This window comes from Dyella sp. GSA-30 (assembly GCF_027924605.1).
Classification (GTDB): Bacteria; Pseudomonadota; Gammaproteobacteria; order Xanthomonadales; family Rhodanobacteraceae; genus GSA-30.
Window position 1 is genome coordinate 4,844,055 of record NZ_AP027042.1, and the last position, 16,524, is coordinate 4,860,578.

Genomic DNA, 16,524 nt, shown 5'->3' on the forward strand with positions numbered 1-16,524 from the left:
AAGCTTGGACTCCCCGCGGACACGTTCTCTTTGATGAATCCTTTCTTTGGCTCGATATTCTGGTTGCTGGTCACGCTTGGCGTACTGGTGACTTTTCACGAGTTCGGCCACTACTGGGTCGCGCGCCGCTGTGGCGTCAAGGTGTTGCGCTTCTCGGTCGGCTTTGGCCGCGCCATTTGGAAACGCATCGGCAAGGACGGTACCGAGTACCAGATCGCCGCGATTCCGCTCGGCGGCTACGTCAAGATGCTCGATGCGCGCGAGGGTGACGTCGACCCCGCACTGCTCGACCAGGAATTCACCGGCAAGTCGGTGTGGAAGCGCATCGCGATCGTCGCGGCGGGCCCGGGCTTCAATCTGATTTTCACCATCGTCGCCTTCTGGGTGATGTTCATGCTGGGCAAGCCGGACATCGCGCCAGTGGTGACCGCAGCACCGCAAACGATGGCTGCCGAAGCGGGCATCCGCAACGGCGATCGCATTCTTACAGTCGACGGCAAGCAAGTCGAAACGTACAGCGACACCATGGAAGCCATCGCCAACGGCATGCTCGGTCGTACGCCGCTGCCGCTGAGCTTGCGCGATCCAGACGGCACGCAGCGCACGATTACCCTGCCGCTGAACCAATTACCGGCCGGCCAGGATCTGGGCCAGTACGCAGACAAGCTCGGCCTGGAGCCGGCATCCCCGCCCGCCGTAGTCGACAAGGTCAACGCCGGCCTGCCGGCCGCTGCCGCGGGTATGCAGAGCGGCGATCGCATCGTCAGTCTCAATGGCACACCCGTCGCCGACTGGATCGCCTTCACCAAGCTGCTGCATCAGGTTGCCGCCAAGTCGCCGCAACTGGCGATCGTGGTCGAACGCGCCGGCCAGCAGATTCCGCTGACCGTGACCGCACGCTACGAATCGCAGCAGGGTCAGCCGCAGAACTGGATCATCGGTATCGAGGGGGCATCGCGTGAGACGGTGATGCAGCACTTCGGCCCCGTTCGCGCCTTCAGCGAATCGCTGAAAAGCACCTGGGCTCGCGCTGCCACGACCTTCAACATGATCGGCAACCTGGTCACCGGCCAGGCCTCGACCAAGAACCTTTCCGGCGTCGTGGGCATCGCCCAGGTCGCCAATGTCTATGCCAGTCAAGGCCTGACCCGCTTCCTGGAATTCCTGGGACTGGTGTCGCTGAGCCTGGCGATTCTCAACCTGCTGCCTATCCCCGTCTTGGACGGGGGCCACCTGCTGTATTACCTTATTGAGTTGGTCAAAGGCAGCCCCGTGAGCGAACGAGTGATGATGGCCGGACAATATGTCGGCCTCGCGCTGTTGCTTACCATGATGGGACTGGCGTTCTACAACGACATTCACCGCATCATATTGCCTTCGTGACGCAAGCAGCTTGGGCCAGCGCCGGGGAACGCCTGGGGCATACGAGCTGCGCGGCGAAGCAATGCGTCGTCTTGAAGACGGTGCGATGCGTTGAGATGTCTTATGCCGGGCCTGTCATGGGCACGGCAACAATCAGGGGCAAGGGGAATCCCTCGCTTCATAAGAAAATGAGCGGGGTGGGCCCAAAGCCCGCCTCGTCGGAATAACCTAACGGAATCGACGATGAAGCGTATCGCCGCTCTGATCCTGCTTGCCACACTCTCTGCCAATGCGCTCGCTTTCGAGCCGTTCGTCGTCTCCGATATCCGTATCGACGGGCTTAGCCGTATTACGCCCGGCACCGTGTTCAACTATCTCCCGATCAACAAGGGCGACCGGGTGACCACCGATGGCGCACAGCGCGCCATTCGCGCGTTGTACCAGACCAAGTTCTTCAGCGACGTGGAAATCGACCGCCAGGGCGACATCCTGGTGATCAAGGTGGTCGAACGCCCCTCGATCGCCAAGCTGACCCTGCGCGGCAACAAGGACATCAAGGAAGACGACCTGCGCAAGGGCCTGAAGGAGATCGGCCTGTCCGAAGGCGAGACCTTCGACCGCCTGTCGCTGGACCGCGTGCAGCAGGAACTGATTCGCCAGTACTACAACCGCGGCAAGTACAACGTGTCGGTCGAACCGCACGTGACCTACCTCGACCGCAACCGCGTTTCGGTGGATATCGAAATCCGCGAAGGCAAGGCGGCCAAGATCAAGGCGATCAACATCGTCGGCAACACCGCGTTCACCGACAAGGCGATCCGCAAGACCTTCGAGTCGGACACCTCCAACTGGCTGTCCTGGTACTCCAAGGACGACCAGTACTCGCGTGAAAAGCTCAGCGGCGATCTCGAGAAGTTGCAGTCCTACTACATGGACCGCGGCTACGCCGACTTCGGCGTCGACTCCACCCAGGTAGCGATCGCGCCGGACAAGCGCGCGATGTACATCAGCGCCAGCATCAAGGAAGGCGAGATCTACAAGATCTCCGACATCCACCTGCTCGGCCAGTTGATCCTGCCCGAAGACACGCTGCGCCAGCTGATCTTCGTGCACAAGGACGAAACCTTTAACCGCAAGGCGATCGAGTCGAGCTCCGACGCGATCAAGGGCATCCTGGCCAGCATCGGTTATGCGTTCGCCAAGGTGACGCCGGTGCCGAAGCTGGACAAGGACAACCGCACCGTCGATCTCACCTTCTACATCGAGCCGGGCAAGCGCGTTTACGTGCGCCGCGTCATTTTCCAGGGCAACACCCGTACGGAAGACGATGTGATGCGCCGCGAACTGCGCCAGCTCGAAGGCAGCTGGTACTCGCAGCCGGCGATCGATCGTTCGAAGATCCGTATGCAGCGCCTGGGCTACTTCAAGAAGGTCGACGTCGACAAGGCGCTGGTGCCCGGCACCGAAGACCAGGTCGATCTCACCTACAAGGTCGAAGAACAGTCTGCCGGCAGCCTGATGTTCGGCGTGGGCTATTCGCAGTTCTCCGGCATCATCCTGTCGGCGTCGGTGTCGCAGAACAACTTCCTGGGTACCGGCGACAGCTTCACTGTCGGTGCGCAGCGCAGCGACTTCTCCACCAGCATCAGCGCGAGCTACTACAACCCGTACCTGACCGATAACAACATCGGTATCGGTTATACGGCCGCGTTCACGCGTACCGACTACGGCGATACCAACAACGACTTCGTCAACTACACCACGAGCCAGAAGTCGTTCACCACGTTCCTGAACTTCCCGATCACCGAAACGGACAACATCCGTGCCGGCCTCGGCTTGAACAGCAACAAGATCAACCTGCAAGTCGACCAGATCGACCCGACCACCGGCCAGATCGTCACCACGCAGTTCTCGCCGCAGGAACTGATCGACTACCAGAACGCGCTGGGCCATCGCACGATCCACTCGTGGACTGGCCAGTTGGGCTGGACCCACGACACCCGCAACGGTTACTGGGCGCCGACACGCGGCGGCTTGATGTCGGTCAACACCAACATCGCGCTACCCGGTTCGACCGTGCAGTTCTACAAGATCGACCTGGAAGCCAACCACTATTGGCCGATCGGTCGCGGCTTCGTGCTGTATATGGACGGCCAGGTCGGTTATGGCAACACGTATGGCGGCCAGACGTTCGACAATAACGGCGGAGATACCTACAAGGCGGGGCAGCCGGTAACGTTCCCCTTCTGGGAAAACTATTTCTCCGGCGGTGTGCGTGACGTGCGTGGCTTCCAGGACAACACCCTGGGTCCGAAGCTCTGCGTACCGAGCACGCCAGGCGTGGCGATCAAGCCGAACGCAGACGGCACCTGTACCGGCAGCCTCTACACCTTCGCCCAGCCGATCGGTGGTGCGTTCAAGGTATTGGGCACGGCGCAGGTCTACCTGCCGCTGCCGTTCCTCAAGGACGTCAACACCGCACGCGTGTCTTGGTTCGTCGACGTCGGTAACGTCTATTCCAGCTACAGCACCTTCAGCGCCGCGGATCTGCGTGCCTCGACGGGCTTGTCGTTGCAGTGGCAGGCGCCGATCGGTCCGCTGATCATCAACTTCGCCATTCCGTTCCGTGCGAAGGATGAAGACAAGCATTACGAAGAACGCATCCAGTTCACCTTCGGCAGCCAGTTCTAAGTCGAACCGGAAAGTCTGCGGTATATGCAGGGAAAGCGCGGCCAGTCCGCGCTTTCTTTTTGTAAGCACGAGGCCAATGCGCAAGCTTTTGCCCTACGTCCTACAATGCCCGCCATGTCTCGGAGAGCACCATGAGCGCAACCCAATTCACCATCGCCGAGATCGCCGAACGGTTCGAACTGCCGTTTCATGGCGATGGCACACGCGTGATCGACGGCGTGGGCACGCTGGCGGGCGCGAGCCCCAGTCAGCTGAGTTTTCTATCCAATAGCAAATACGGCGCGCAACTGGCCGCCACCGGTGCCGGCGTGGTCGTGCTGCGCGAGGAAAACCTTGCCGACTGCCCCACTGCGGCACTGGTTGCACGCGACCCGTATGTCGCCTACGCCAAGATCGCTGCATTGTTCGAGCAATTGCCCGCCTCCCCGGCCGGAATTCATGCCAGCGCCGTGGTCGATCCAGATGCACGCGTGGCGCCGACGGCCAGCGTGGGCCCCTGCTGCGTCGTGGAGAGCGGCGCGGTCATCGAAGACGGGGCCATTCTCGGCCCGCATTGCATCGTCGGCGCCGGTTGCGTGGTTGGGGCGCAGTCGCGGCTGGTGGCACGGGTGACGCTGGTGACGCGCGTCACGCTGGGCAAACGCGTGATCGTGCATCCGGGCGCCGTGATCGGTTCGGACGGCTTTGGCCTCGCCTTCGATCGCGACCACTGGATCAAGCTGCCCCAGCTAGGTGGCGTACGGATCGGCGACGATTGTGAAATCGGCGCGAATACCACCATCGACCGCGGCGCGCTGGAAGACACCGTGCTCGAGGAAGACGTGCGCCTGGACAACCAGATTCAGATCGCCCACAACGTTCACATCGGTGCGCATTCGGCCATGGCCGGCTGCGCCGCGGTGGCCGGTAGTGCGAAAATCGGCCGTTATTGCATGATCGGCGGCAACGCCGGCGTGCTGGGGCATCTGGAGCTGGCCGACCGGGTTACCATTACGGCTAAAAGCCTGGTTACGCATTCGATTCGCGAGCCCGGCGAATATTCATCGGGCGTGCCGTTGCAGGAAAACCGCCTATGGCGTCGCAACGCAGCCCGTTTCAAGCATTTGGATGAGTATGCGCGTCGATTGTCGGCGCTGGAGAAGGACAGTAACAATGACTGAGAAAACCGTGCCCTTCCACCTGCCGGTCAACGTCGAGCAGATCCAACAACTGCTGCCGCATCGCTATCCGTTCCTGCTGGTCGATCGGGTGACCGAACTGGTGCCGGACAAGAGCATCGTCGCGCTCAAGAACGTCACCATCAACGAGCCGTTCTTCCAGGGCCATTTTCCTGGCCACCCGGTGATGCCGGGCGTGCTGATCGTCGAGGCCATGGCGCAGACCGCCGGGCTGCTGACGCAGATCAGCAGCCGCCTGAAGGGCAATACCGGCAGCCCGCTGTTCTACCTGGCCAAGGTCGACAACGCGCGTTTCAGCGCGATCGTCGCGCCCGGCGATCAGCTGCGCATGGAAGTGACGCTCAAGCGCCTGTTGCGCAGCATGGGCATCTTCGAAGCCAAGGCAACGGTGGACGGCAAGGAAGTGGCAAGCTGCGAACTGATGTGCGCGGCGAGGTCCGAAAAATGATCCATCCGACCGCGCAGATCGATCCATCCGCAACTATCGGCGCCAATGTCACCATTGGTGCCTACAGTGTGATCGGCGCCGACGTGCAAATCGGCGAAGGCACGACGATCGGCCCGCATGTGGTGATCGAAGGCCCGACGCGCATCGGTCGCGACAATCGCATCAGTCAGTTCGCCTCGCTGGGCGGCCCGCCGCAGGACAAGAAATTCGCGGGCGAGCGCACGGAGCTGGTGATCGGCGACCGTAATCTGATTCGCGAATTCGTTACGATCAATCGCGGCACCGGCGAAGGCGGCAGCGTCACGCGCATCGGCAACGACAACTGGCTGCTTGCCTACGTGCACGTCGCGCACGACTGCCAGATCGGCAACAACACCGTGTTCTCCAATTATTCCGCCCTCGCCGGCCATGTGGAAATCGGCGACTGGGTGATCATGTCCGGCTTCTCCGGCGTGCATCAGTTCTGCAAGGTCGGCGCGCACGCGTTTATCGGCATGGGCTGCCTGGTCGGCTCGGATGTACCGCCTTTCGTCATGATGGCGAACGAGCAGCGCGGACGTCCGCGCGGCATCAACAGCGAGGGTCTCAAGCGCCGCGGTTTCGACTCCAACCGCATCGCCGCGATCAAGCGCGCCTATCGCACCTTGTACATGGCGGGTCTGACGCTGTCCGATGCGCGCGAACAACTGCTGTCGCTAGCCACCGAGAGCGACGACGTACGCGCCATGCTGGAGTTCCTCGAACGCAGCGAACGCGCGGTCGCGCGCTGAGCCTGGCCCGATGTCCACAAACGCGCGCCAGGCTCCCCTGATCGCACTGATCGCCGGTGAGGATTCCGGCGATCAGCTCGGTGCCGATCTGATCTCGGCGCTGCGCAAGCGTTACCCCGATGCGCGCTTTGTCGGCATCGGCGGTGCGCGCATGCAGCTCCAGGGTTTCGATTCCTGGTACGACATTCGCGAACTGTCGGTGATGGGTTTTGCCGAAGTCGTGCGGCATCTGCCGCGGCTGCTCAAGCTGAGAAAAGCCCTGGTCACGCGCCTGCTGACGGAGCGGCCGGATGTGGTGGTCGGCATCGACGCACCGGATTTCAATCTCGGCGTCGAGCAACGACTCAAGCAGGCGGGATTGCGTACCGTGCACTATGTGAGCCCGTCGGTCTGGGCCTGGCGCGAAAAGCGTGCGGAGAAGATTGGCCGTAGCGCCGACCGGGTGCTTTGCCTGTTCCCGATGGAACCGCCGATCTATGCGAAGCACGGCATCGATGCGCGCTTTGTCGGCCATCCATTGGCCGACCGTTTTGCACTCGTGTCTGACCGCGTCGGCGCGCGCGACGTATTGAACGTGCCGCAGAACGTCCCCGTACTGGCCGTGCTGCCCGGCAGCCGCCCGTCGGAACTCGCCCGTCTGGGCACGATCTTCCTGGATGCCGCCAAGCGCGTCGCCCAGGCGATGCCGGGGTTGCGCATCATCATTCCGGCAGCCAACCCGCGCGTGCACGAACAACTGCAGACATTGCTGGGCAGTTGGGGCGACGCGGAGAGCGCGCCCTTGCTACTCGATGGCAAGGCCCATGAGGCCATGCTTGCGGCCGATGTGGTGTTGCTCGCTTCGGGAACCGCAACGCTTGAAGCGATGCTTTCCAAGCGCCCGATGGTCGTCGGTTATCGCGTGTCGCCGACCAGCTATCGCATCGCCCGCGCCTTGAACATGCTCAAGACCGACGTCTATGCCTTGCCCAATATCCTGGCGCGCGCCTGTGGTCTGGGCAACGATCTGCTCGTCCCCGAACTGATGCAGGACGATTGTACGGCCGCGAATCTCGCCTCGGCCACGCTGGCTCTCATGCAGGACAGCGAGCGTCGCGGCCATGTCGTGGCCGCCTTTGAATTCCTGCATCAGCAATTGCGCGGCCAGCTTGAAGGTGAAGCCGCCGATCATGCCGCCGATGCGATTGCCGAACTGCTCGAAGCACCGGCAGCGCCCGCGGCGGGTTGACCCCGGCCGGCGGCGGAACACACCATAGCGCCATGCCCCGCAAACGCCGCGTCACTGCCCAACTCGATCCTTCGCTGCTCGTCGCCGGCGTGGACGAGGCCGGCCGCGGACCACTGGCGGGTCCGGTAGTGGTGGCTGCCGTCATTCTCGATGCAAGCAAACCCATCCGTGGCTTGAACGATTCCAAGCAGCTCAACGAAGCGACCCGCGAAAAGCTCTATGACCGGATCATCGAGCGAGCCATCGCATGGAGCGTGGTCTTCGTGGAGCGGGAGGAAATCGACCGCATCAATATTTTCCAGGCAACGATGCAGGGCATGACGCGCTCGCTGCTTGGCCTTGCCACGCCCCCCGGCTATGCGCTGATCGACGGCAATCGCCTGCCCAAGCATTTGCCCTGCCCGGCACAAGCAGTCGTCGGTGGCGACGCCACGGAGCCCGCTATCAGCGCAGCATCGATCCTGGCCAAGGTCAGCCGCGACCGTCACATGGTCGCGCTCGATGCGCTTTTCCCCGGCTACGGTTTCGCGCGGCACAAGGGCTACAGCGTGCCCGAACATCTCGATGCCCTGACCCGCCTGGGCCCCTGCGAACACCATCGCCGCAGCTTCGCCCCGGTACGCATGCTGCTCGAACCCGAGCCCATGCTGACGAACGACTTGTTCTCCGCGCTTTAAGCATCAACCGCACCAACCGCCCCCTGCCCTTCGGCCCGGGTAATGCGCGTGGCATCGCCGTATGATCCACTCACACAGACCGATGCATGCAACCTTTTCCCACCCCGGCGCATCGGATGTAAGTGGACGCAAAGACGTCCCACCGCTTTCAAGGCAAGGACGCTCCTGCGGCAGCGTCGATGCGCTGTCGACTTTATCTGGCATCCAACGCGTTCACATGACGCAGGAGTTCTGCCATGACGCCCGACCAACTGCCTCAGGCGCCCGCTGCCACTGAGCAAGCCCCCGTTCCGCAAGTTGCCGAACCTGGCTTGCCGCTTGTTCATACCGATTACGATCGTCGGCCGTTGGCGGTCGAACATCTGGAGCATTATCTTGATTTGAGGGCGGAGTATCAGAGGTTTCGGATTGGGTGAGGGAGTGTTGGGATTTTGCGTGTGCAGCCTCCCCTAATTCGTCATTCCGATGCAGGCCGGAGCTTTTGACGTGGCGGCCTCGTTCTTGCCTGTGTGCTTTGGCGACCTGGCCGCTTACGCAGCGGGCGTTTCACTCGCCTGCCGGCGAGCGAGTCACTTTCTCTTTGCTGGCCCACGCTTGCGCGTAGCGCATGCGAACGGCGAAGCCGGCCCGGAGGGCGGAGGACCTTTAGGTCCGGAGTAAAGAGAAAGTAACCCAAGAGAAATGGCCTGTGGATCAAGAGCTCTGAGCAGCATTGAGAAATAAAACCGTTCGTACCGCCTGCTCGAATCGTCAGGGGACACTTCTGGCGCTTCTGAGGTGCGCCGGATTTGTGCGCGAGGCGTCGTGGCGGTGAGGACTTAAAGCCCCCCTCACCCTAACCCTCTCCCCCGGCGGAGCCAGGGGAGAGGGGACTGACTGAAGCGAGCCTTCAACACTGCGAGTTTGCTCCCTCTCCCCTGGCTTCGCCGGGGGAGAGGGTTGGGGTGAGGGGGCCGGGTGCTCGCGGAAACATCACCCACAGCGCAGCTTTGCTCTCGACAAGCGATGCGCAGCGAGCCGTCAGCTCTTCGGGCCCCCTCGGGAGCCGAGTGAGGTTTGGACGATCAGGCCCCGAAGGGGGCATCGACAGGACGTCGATGCCTTTAGGACGGGACACGGATGTCCCGTCCTAAAGCCCGGCCAGACCTCACGGTCCGAAGGACGGCGGACGCGGGGTGTCCTTTCTTTGGTTAGCTTTCTTTGGACAAGCAAAGAAAGTAACTCGCGCGCCGGCAGGCGAGCGAAACACGCCGAAGGCGACTTTCTCGCACGAACACTAAGCCAGAGCGATGCACGCTCTCGCGACAACCCGACACCGAAGCCACTGGGTCCCCGCCTACGCGGGGATGACGAGTAGGCGGGAATCAGAAAACCACAAGGAGCGACGACTCACCCCTTCCGCAACCGACTATGCCGATACCCATAAAACACATAAATCAGCATACCCACCGCCGTCCACCCCGCCAGCAACAACCAATTGGCCAGATTCATCTGCGCCAACAAAAACAGACAAACCACCACACCAAGCACACACACGACAGGCGCCGCAGGCACTCGAAACCCGCGCTTCAGATGCGGATGCGTGCGACGCAGAATCAACACGCCAATGCACACCGTGGAGAACGCCAACAACGTGCCCATCGAAAGCAGATCACCCAGCAGGTTGAGCGGAAAGATCGCCGCCAACACGCCACCGATCACACCCACCAGCAAAGTGGTGCGATGCGGTGTCTGATGTTCGCTGTGCACCGCATTGAAGAAGCGCGGCAACAAACCATCGCCAGCCATCGTATAGAGAATGCGCGACAGCCCCAGATGCATGACCAGGATGACCGAGGTAAGACCAGCAACCGCGCCGATCTGCGTGACGACCTTCAGCCATCCCAGCGCAGGATGCGCCGCCAGCGCGGTGGCCACCGGCTCGGCCGTACCCAGCTGCGCATAGGGCACCAGACCGGTCAGTACCGCCGCCACGATGATGTAAAGCACCGTGCAGATGGTCAGCGAAATCAAAATACCCGCCGGCACGTTGAACTGCGGGTTGCGCGTTTCCTGCGCCGCCGTCGCCACCGCATCGAACCCGATATAGGCGAAGAACACACTGGTGGCCGCGCGGAATACGCCTGACCAGCCATAGTGATCGCCGCCCTGGTTTGCCGGCACGAACGGATGCCAGAGGGACGGATCGATGTATTGCACGCCGAACAACACGAACAACAGCACCACCAGCACCTTGAGCACCACCACCACACTGGCAAACCAGGTCGACTGACGCGTGCCGCGATAGAGCAGCAAGGTGAGCGCGGCCACGATCAGCAGCGCCGGCAGGTTGAGCCAGGCACCGGTCCATTGCAGGTGGCCGTCCTTGAAACTCACCGGCGCGTCTGCCAGCACACCCGGCACGTGGATGCCGATGCTCTTGAGCAAACCCACCGCGTAGCCGGACCAGCCGACCGCCACCGACGAAACCGCCAGCAGGTACTCCGCCACCACGTTCCAGCCGATGAACCAGGCCAGCAGCTCGCCGAAGGTGGCATAGGCGTAAACGTAGGCGCTCCCGGAGACGGGCAGCATGGCGGCGAACTCGGCGTAGCTCAGGGCCGCCAGCGCAGCGGCAAGGCCGGCCAGCACGAAGGACAGGGTCAGGGCCGGGCCGGCGTGCTCGGCGGCGGCCTGGCCGGTAATCACGAAGATGCCCGCACCGATCACCGCACCTACGCCCAACATGACCAACTGGGTAAGCCCCAGGGTGCGGCGCAGCGCGTTGTCGCTCGAAAGCGAGGCCTCGACCGGCTTGACCGCAAAAAGTGAGCGTACCAGGGACATCCGCGTTCCTTTCCTATTTCGTAAACAACGAGGTTTAACCCTGAACCATGCCAGCCGGGGGCAGCGCTGACAACCCGTTTGCAAAGATGGCGGCATCCGGGCCACGCTTTGGTTAGCATGGCACCGGAGCCGTGCGTTTCGTTGAGCTGCTTTCAGGGGAGAGCCACAACCGTGCGTCTGGTCTGGATCGCGCTGGCCTTGCTCGGAATCCAGGCGTTATTCGCCTGGCATGGGCTGGGCGCACAAGAAGTCCTGGCGCGTTGCCTGTTTATCGCGATCCAATGCGTCGCCCTGGCGGCCATCGCTGCGCAGTACCGGCGCGACCCCACCCCGATCCGCGGGCTATGGCTGCTACTGGCGCTCGCGGTCGGCATGCAGGTGTTGTGGGCGGGGACCAATTTGATCGCCCAGATCTACGGCGACCCGCGCGGCTGGCTCACATCGACGGGCGTCGTGCTTTCCGGGCTCTACATGATCCCCTGCATGCTGATGATCGCGCGCTCCTTCGACCGCCGCGAACCCAGGGCCGTACTGATACTCGACCTCGCCCTTTCCGCGGAAGTCGGCGTGCTGCTGTGCGCTTTGGTATTTCGCATTATCGGCGGTGTCGGCGAGCCGACCTCGGCCGACATCTACGTGATCATCCACCATGCCGACGCCATCGATTTTTCGCTGTCGATCCTGGCCCTGCTGCGTATGCTGGGCATCCGCAGCGTGCATGGCCGCTTTTTCTATTTCTGCTCGGCGGTTTTCCTGTGGACCAACGCCATCGCGGCGGCCATCTACAACCGCGTCGAGCTGAGCGGCCTGCCACCCTGGAGCATGCCGATGATCGGGCTGGCCTACGTCGCCCTGGCGACCGCGGTTTCGCGACCGATCCCGCGCTTCTTGTGGCGCTACCGTCCCTCGCGCCGTATCACGCAAACCATCGTGTCGTTCGCGCCGGTGGTGACATCGCTGGCCGTGCTGCTGCTGGCGGTCAGCGTGTCGCGATTGAACTACATCCTTGGCATGATCGCCGCCGTCGCATCCGTGTTGCTGTATGCATTGCGCGTCGCGTTCATCCAGAGCCGCAATCAGGACATCCAGCGCATCGCGCAACTGAACAACCAGCGTTTGCAACAACAGGTAGGCCGCGATCCGTTGACCGGCATCGCCAACCGCAGCCTGCTCGATACGCGCCTGCCGGCGATCTGGCGCGACGGCGCGCGGCAAGGCAAGACCTGCGCCTTGCTGATGGTCGATATCGATTTTTTCAAGCAGTTCAACGATAGCCAGGGGCATCTGGCCGGCGACGAATGCCTGATCAAGGTCGCCACCGTGCTCGCGGCCAACGTGACCGCGCCGCAAGGGCTGGTCGCGCGTTACGGCGGCGAGGAGTTTGCGATCGTCCTGCCGGATGCGCACGAGGCGCAGGCGATCGAAGTGGCCGAACAACTGATCGAGGCAATCGAACGTATCGACATCCCGCATCCGCAAAGCCCGCTCGGACGCATCACGGTGAGTATCGGCATTGCCACCCTGATATGCAGCAGCGAAGGCAGCGCCACCGTGTTGCTGGAAGCTGCCGACCAGGCCATGTATCGGGCCAAGGAGCTGGGTCGCAACCGGCATGAAACAACCGGCACACCCGTGTTCGACCCGTCGCGCGCGCCTTGCGAACGCCCTGCGTCATGACGCCCGAGCCCCAACAACGAGGCCTGGCAACGGGTCCTGACAATCGGCCAATGTCAATTCTTGCCCGCTCCCGAGCGCACCGCTAGGCTGGGCATCTATCTCGCGCGCACGCCATGTCCGTCAGTTTCGCTCACCTCCATTTGCACAGCGAGTACTCGCTGGTCGACTCGACTATCCGCATCAAGGGATTGGTCGCTGCCTGCGTGCGCGAGGGTATTCCGGCTGTCGCGCTGACCGACGACAGCAACATGTTCGCCCTGGTGAAGTTCTACAAGGCATGCAGCGCCGCCGGCATCAAGCCGATCGGCGGCAGCGACCTGTGGATCAGCGCACCAGACGACCCGCGCCCCTGGCGCCTGACCGTGTTGTGCCAGAACCGCGACGGCTACCTGAACCTGTCGCGGCTGATCTCGCGCGCCTGGCGCGACGGCCAGCACAACGGCAAGGCGCTGGTCGACGCCCTCTGGCTCACACCCGATACCTCGCATGGCTTGATCGCCGTGCTCGGGCGCGAAAGCGAAGTCGGTCGTATCGCCTTGAATCAGGGCGTCGACGCGGCGGTGGCCAAGCTGCGTCCCATGACGCGCCTGTTCCCGGACCGCCTGTATCTGGAATTGACGCGTTGCGGCCGCGAAGGCGAGGAAAACTGGAACGCCGCCGCGCTCGCCATCGCCGCCGAGCTGAACCTGCCGGTGATCGCCAGCAACGACGTGCGTTTTCTCAAACGCGACGATTTCGAGGCGCACGAGGCACGCGTTTGCATTCATCAGGGTCGCGTGCTCGCGGACCCGAAGCGCCCGCGCGACTACAGCCAGGAGCAGTACCTCAAGACGCCGGGCGATATGGCGACGCTGTTCGCCGATATTCCCGAGGCACTGGAAAACACGCTCGAACTAGCCAAGCGTTGCAACCTGGAACTGAGCTTCGGCACGTATTACCTGCCCGATTTCCCGGTACCGGCGGGCCATGACCTGTCCAGCTACATCCGCGAGATTTCCCGCGAAGGGCTGAAGGAACGTCTGGCCCATGCGCCGCTCGCCGACGGCTGCACCCTGGCCGACTACGAAGCGCGCCTGGAACGCGAGCTGGACGTCATCATCAAGATGGGCTTCCCCGGCTACTTCCTGATCGTGTCGGACTTCATCAACTGGGGTAAGCAGCACGGCATTCCGGTAGGTCCGGGACGCGGTTCGGGTGCCGGTTCGCTGGTCGCCTGGGTGTTGAAGATCACCGACCTCGATCCTTTGCAGTTCGCCTTGCTGTTCGAGCGATTCCTGAATCCCGAACGCGTATCGATGCCCGACTTCGATATCGACTTCTGCATGGATCGCCGCGACGAGGTGATCGACTACGTGTCGCGCAAATACGGCCGCGACCACGTCAGCCAGATCATCACCTACGGCTCGATGGCGGCCAAGGCGGTGCTGCGCGATTCCGGCCGCGTGCTCGGCATGGGCTACAACGCGGTCGACAAGATCGCCAAGCTGATTCCCGCGCGCCCGCTCGACCTGACCCTGTCGTGCGCACTCGGACGCAGCGAGAAGGCGCAGAAAGAACCCGATCGCGTCGTCAAGGAATTCTGCGAGCTGTACGAGCAGGACGAAGAAGCACGCACGCTGATCGACCTGGCACTGAAGCTCGAAAGCCTCACCCGTAACGCCGGCAAGCACGCCGGTGGCGTGGTGATCGCACCGACACCGTTGACCGATTTTGCCCCGCTGTACTGCGAACCGGGCGGCGGTGGCGTGGTGACCCAGTACGACAAGGACGACGTCGAGGCGGTTGGCCTGGTGAAGTTCGACTTCCTGGGCCTGCGTACGCTGACCATCATCGATTGGGCGGTGAAGGCGATCAATCTGCGTCGCGCGAAAACCGGCGAAGCGCTGCTCGACATTGCGACGCTGCCGCTCGATGACGCGTACACCTACGATCAGGTATTCAAGAAAGCGCAGACGGTAGCGGTCTTCCAGTTCGAATCGGCCGGCATGCAGCGCATGCTCAAGGACGCCAAGGCGGACCGCTTCGAGGACCTCATTGCGCTCGGCGCGCTGTATCGCCCCGGCCCGATGGACCTGATTCCAAGCTTCGTGGCGCGTAAGCACGGACGCGAGGAAGTCCAATACCCCGACCCGCGCGTCGAGCCTGTCCTGAAAGAGACCTACGGCATCATGGTCTATCAGGAGCAGGTGATGCAGATGGCGCAGATCGTGGGCGGTTACTCGCTCGGCGGCGCCGACCTGCTGCGCCGCGCGATGGGTAAGAAGAAAGTCGAGGAAATGGCGAAGGAGCGCGCCAAGTTCCGCGAGGGCGCGGCCAAGGACGGGCTCACCGGCGACAAGGCCGATGCCATCTTCGACTTGATGGAAAAATTCGCCGGCTACGGCTTCAACAAGTCGCACGCCGCCGCCTACGCCCTGGTCTCCTACCAGACCGCCTGGCTGAAAGCGCACTACCCCGCCGAGTTCATGGCCGCGACGATTTCGTCGGACATGGACAACACCGACAAGGCGGTCACCTTCCTCGACGAATCGCGGGCGATCGGCCTGACCATCCAGCCGCCGGACGTGAACGCTTCGCAGTTCATGTTCGTCGCGGTCGAGCCCAAGGTCATTCAGTATGGCCTGGGCGCGATCAAGGGCGTCGGCGAAGGCGCCTGCGAGGCCATCGCCGAAGAACGCCGTCGCGGTGGTGTCTACAAGGATCTGGCCGACTTCTGCCGCCGTGTCGATGGCAGCAAGCTCAATCGCCGCGTGCTCGAAGCGCTGATCTACTCCGGCGCGCTGGATGCGCTGGCGCCCAACCGCGCCAGCCTGATGGCGCAGCTGCCCAATGCGATGAAGGCGGCCGAGCAGCACCTGCGCGACAAGCAGTCGGGTCAGAACGATATGTTCGGGGCGATGATGGAGTCGGTGGCGCCGGTCGTGCAGATCGACCTGCCCACCGTGCCCGAGTGGCCGCTGGAGCAGAAGCTGCAGGGCGAGCGCGACACCCTGGGCCACTACCTGTCCGGCCACCCCACCGACCCCTGGCGGGACGAGCTGGCGCAGCTGTCGACCTGCCCGCTGGGCGAGATTCCCGACCGCTACCAGCCGCCCAAGCCACGCAAGAACGACAACGACGACGGCAACCGCTTCCGCCGCGGCCCGGATACGCCCTGGACCGTGGCAGGCATGGTCACGGGCCTGCGCAAACGCGGCGACAGCGATGCCTTCGTGCGGCTGGAAGACGGCACCGGCATTATCGAAGTGAGCTTTTTCGGCGAGCTATATCAACAGGTCGCCCCCCTGCTCACCCGCGATGAGATGCTGGTGGTCGAAGGCGGCCTGCGCATCGACGATTTCTCCGGCGGCGGCTTCCAGTTGCGGGCCCGCAGCGCCTACTCCCTGAGCGACGCCTGCCGCCGCTACGCCCGCCTGCTGCAGCTCAAGCTCAACGGCATCCAGCCCAGCTTCGTCGAGGACCTGCGCCACGTCCTGGCCGGTTTCCGCAACGGCCGCACCACCGTGCTCCTGCGTGGCTACCACAACCAGAACGCTCAGGCCGACCTGGAACTGGGCGAGGAATGGCGCGTGGACGCGATTCCGGCGCTGCTGCGGGCGGTGCGGGGGATGCCGGGGGTCGAGGCGGCCCGGCTGCGCATCGTTAAGAGCCAGGAGTGAGTGAAGAG

General features: G+C 63.1%; 10 protein-coding genes. 9 read left to right on the plus strand and 1 reads right to left on the minus strand.

Annotated features, from left to right (window positions below; all coding sequences use genetic code 11):
* Positions 1–33: 33 nt before the first annotated feature.
* The 7 genes from rseP (at position 34) to rnhB (ending at position 8,354) form a co-directional block, all read left to right on the plus strand.
* Positions 34–1,383, plus strand: a complete 1,350-nt coding sequence (gene rseP, locus QMG46_RS20785; RefSeq protein WP_281849801.1) for an RIP metalloprotease RseP — start codon at positions 34–36, stop codon at positions 1,381–1,383.
* Between the two features lie 222 nt (positions 1,384–1,605).
* Complete coding sequence (gene bamA, locus QMG46_RS20790; RefSeq protein ID WP_281849803.1) at positions 1,606–4,053, plus strand: outer membrane protein assembly factor BamA; 2,448 nt, start codon at positions 1,606–1,608, stop codon at positions 4,051–4,053.
* Positions 4,054–4,184: 131 nt separating this feature from the next.
* Positions 4,185–5,213 carry a UDP-3-O-(3-hydroxymyristoyl)glucosamine N-acyltransferase gene (lpxD, locus tag QMG46_RS20795; RefSeq protein WP_281849804.1) on the plus strand — a complete coding sequence of 343 codons (1,029 nt, stop codon included), beginning with the start codon at positions 4,185–4,187 and terminating at the stop codon, positions 5,211–5,213.
* Positions 5,206–5,679 carry a 3-hydroxyacyl-ACP dehydratase FabZ gene (fabZ, locus tag QMG46_RS20800; RefSeq protein WP_281849805.1) on the plus strand — a complete coding sequence of 158 codons (474 nt, stop codon included), beginning with the start codon at positions 5,206–5,208 and terminating at the stop codon, positions 5,677–5,679. Before lpxD ends, fabZ begins: the two co-directional genes overlap by 8 nt.
* Complete coding sequence (gene lpxA, locus QMG46_RS20805; RefSeq protein WP_281849807.1) at positions 5,676–6,449, plus strand: acyl-ACP--UDP-N-acetylglucosamine O-acyltransferase; 774 nt, start codon at positions 5,676–5,678, stop codon at positions 6,447–6,449. Before fabZ ends, lpxA begins: the two co-directional genes overlap by 4 nt.
* A 10-nt stretch (positions 6,450–6,459) precedes the next feature.
* Positions 6,460–7,677 carry a lipid-A-disaccharide synthase gene (gene lpxB, locus QMG46_RS20810; protein WP_281849808.1) on the plus strand — a complete coding sequence of 406 codons (1,218 nt, stop codon included), beginning with the start codon at positions 6,460–6,462 and terminating at the stop codon, positions 7,675–7,677.
* A gap of 32 nt (positions 7,678–7,709) precedes the next feature.
* Positions 7,710–8,354: a ribonuclease HII gene (rnhB, locus tag QMG46_RS20815; protein ID WP_281849809.1), complete on the plus strand. Its 645-nt coding sequence runs from the start codon at positions 7,710–7,712 to the stop codon at positions 8,352–8,354.
* A gap of 1,389 nt (positions 8,355–9,743) precedes the next feature.
* Here rnhB and QMG46_RS20820 read toward each other — a convergent pair.
* Entirely contained in the window at positions 9,744–11,180 is a 1,437-nt protein-coding gene (locus QMG46_RS20820; protein ID WP_281849811.1) for an amino acid permease, read from the minus strand.
* Positions 11,181–11,351: 171 nt separating this feature from the next.
* On the opposite strand from QMG46_RS20820, the gene QMG46_RS20825 reads away from it, so the two are divergent.
* Together QMG46_RS20825 and dnaE are read left to right on the plus strand one after the other, a co-directional pair.
* Entirely contained in the window at positions 11,352–12,857 is a 1,506-nt protein-coding gene (locus tag QMG46_RS20825) for a GGDEF domain-containing protein (RefSeq protein WP_281849812.1), read from the plus strand.
* Between the two features lie 113 nt (positions 12,858–12,970).
* Positions 12,971–16,516: a DNA polymerase III subunit alpha gene (dnaE, locus tag QMG46_RS20830; protein WP_281849813.1), complete on the plus strand. Its 3,546-nt coding sequence runs from the start codon at positions 12,971–12,973 to the stop codon at positions 16,514–16,516.
* Positions 16,517–16,524: the final 8 nt, after the last annotated feature.

Coding starts and splice junctions, on each gene's coding strand:
- lpxB (WP_281849808.1), top strand. CDS start 6,460: ATGTCCACAAACGCGCGCCAGGCTCCCCTGATCGCACTGATCGCCGGT.
- lpxD (WP_281849804.1), top strand. CDS start 4,185: ATGAGCGCAACCCAATTCACCATCGCCGAGATCGCCGAACGGTTCGAA.
- lpxA (WP_281849807.1), top strand. CDS start 5,676: ATGATCCATCCGACCGCGCAGATCGATCCATCCGCAACTATCGGCGCC.
- bamA (WP_281849803.1), top strand. CDS start 1,606: ATGAAGCGTATCGCCGCTCTGATCCTGCTTGCCACACTCTCTGCCAAT.
- QMG46_RS20820 (WP_281849811.1), bottom strand. CDS start 11,180: ATGTCCCTGGTACGCTCACTTTTTGCGGTCAAGCCGGTCGAGGCCTCG.
- dnaE (WP_281849813.1), top strand. CDS start 12,971: ATGTCCGTCAGTTTCGCTCACCTCCATTTGCACAGCGAGTACTCGCTG.
- rseP (WP_281849801.1), top strand. CDS start 34: ATGAATCCTTTCTTTGGCTCGATATTCTGGTTGCTGGTCACGCTTGGC.
- rnhB (WP_281849809.1), top strand. CDS start 7,710: ATGCCCCGCAAACGCCGCGTCACTGCCCAACTCGATCCTTCGCTGCTC.
- fabZ (WP_281849805.1), top strand. CDS start 5,206: ATGACTGAGAAAACCGTGCCCTTCCACCTGCCGGTCAACGTCGAGCAG.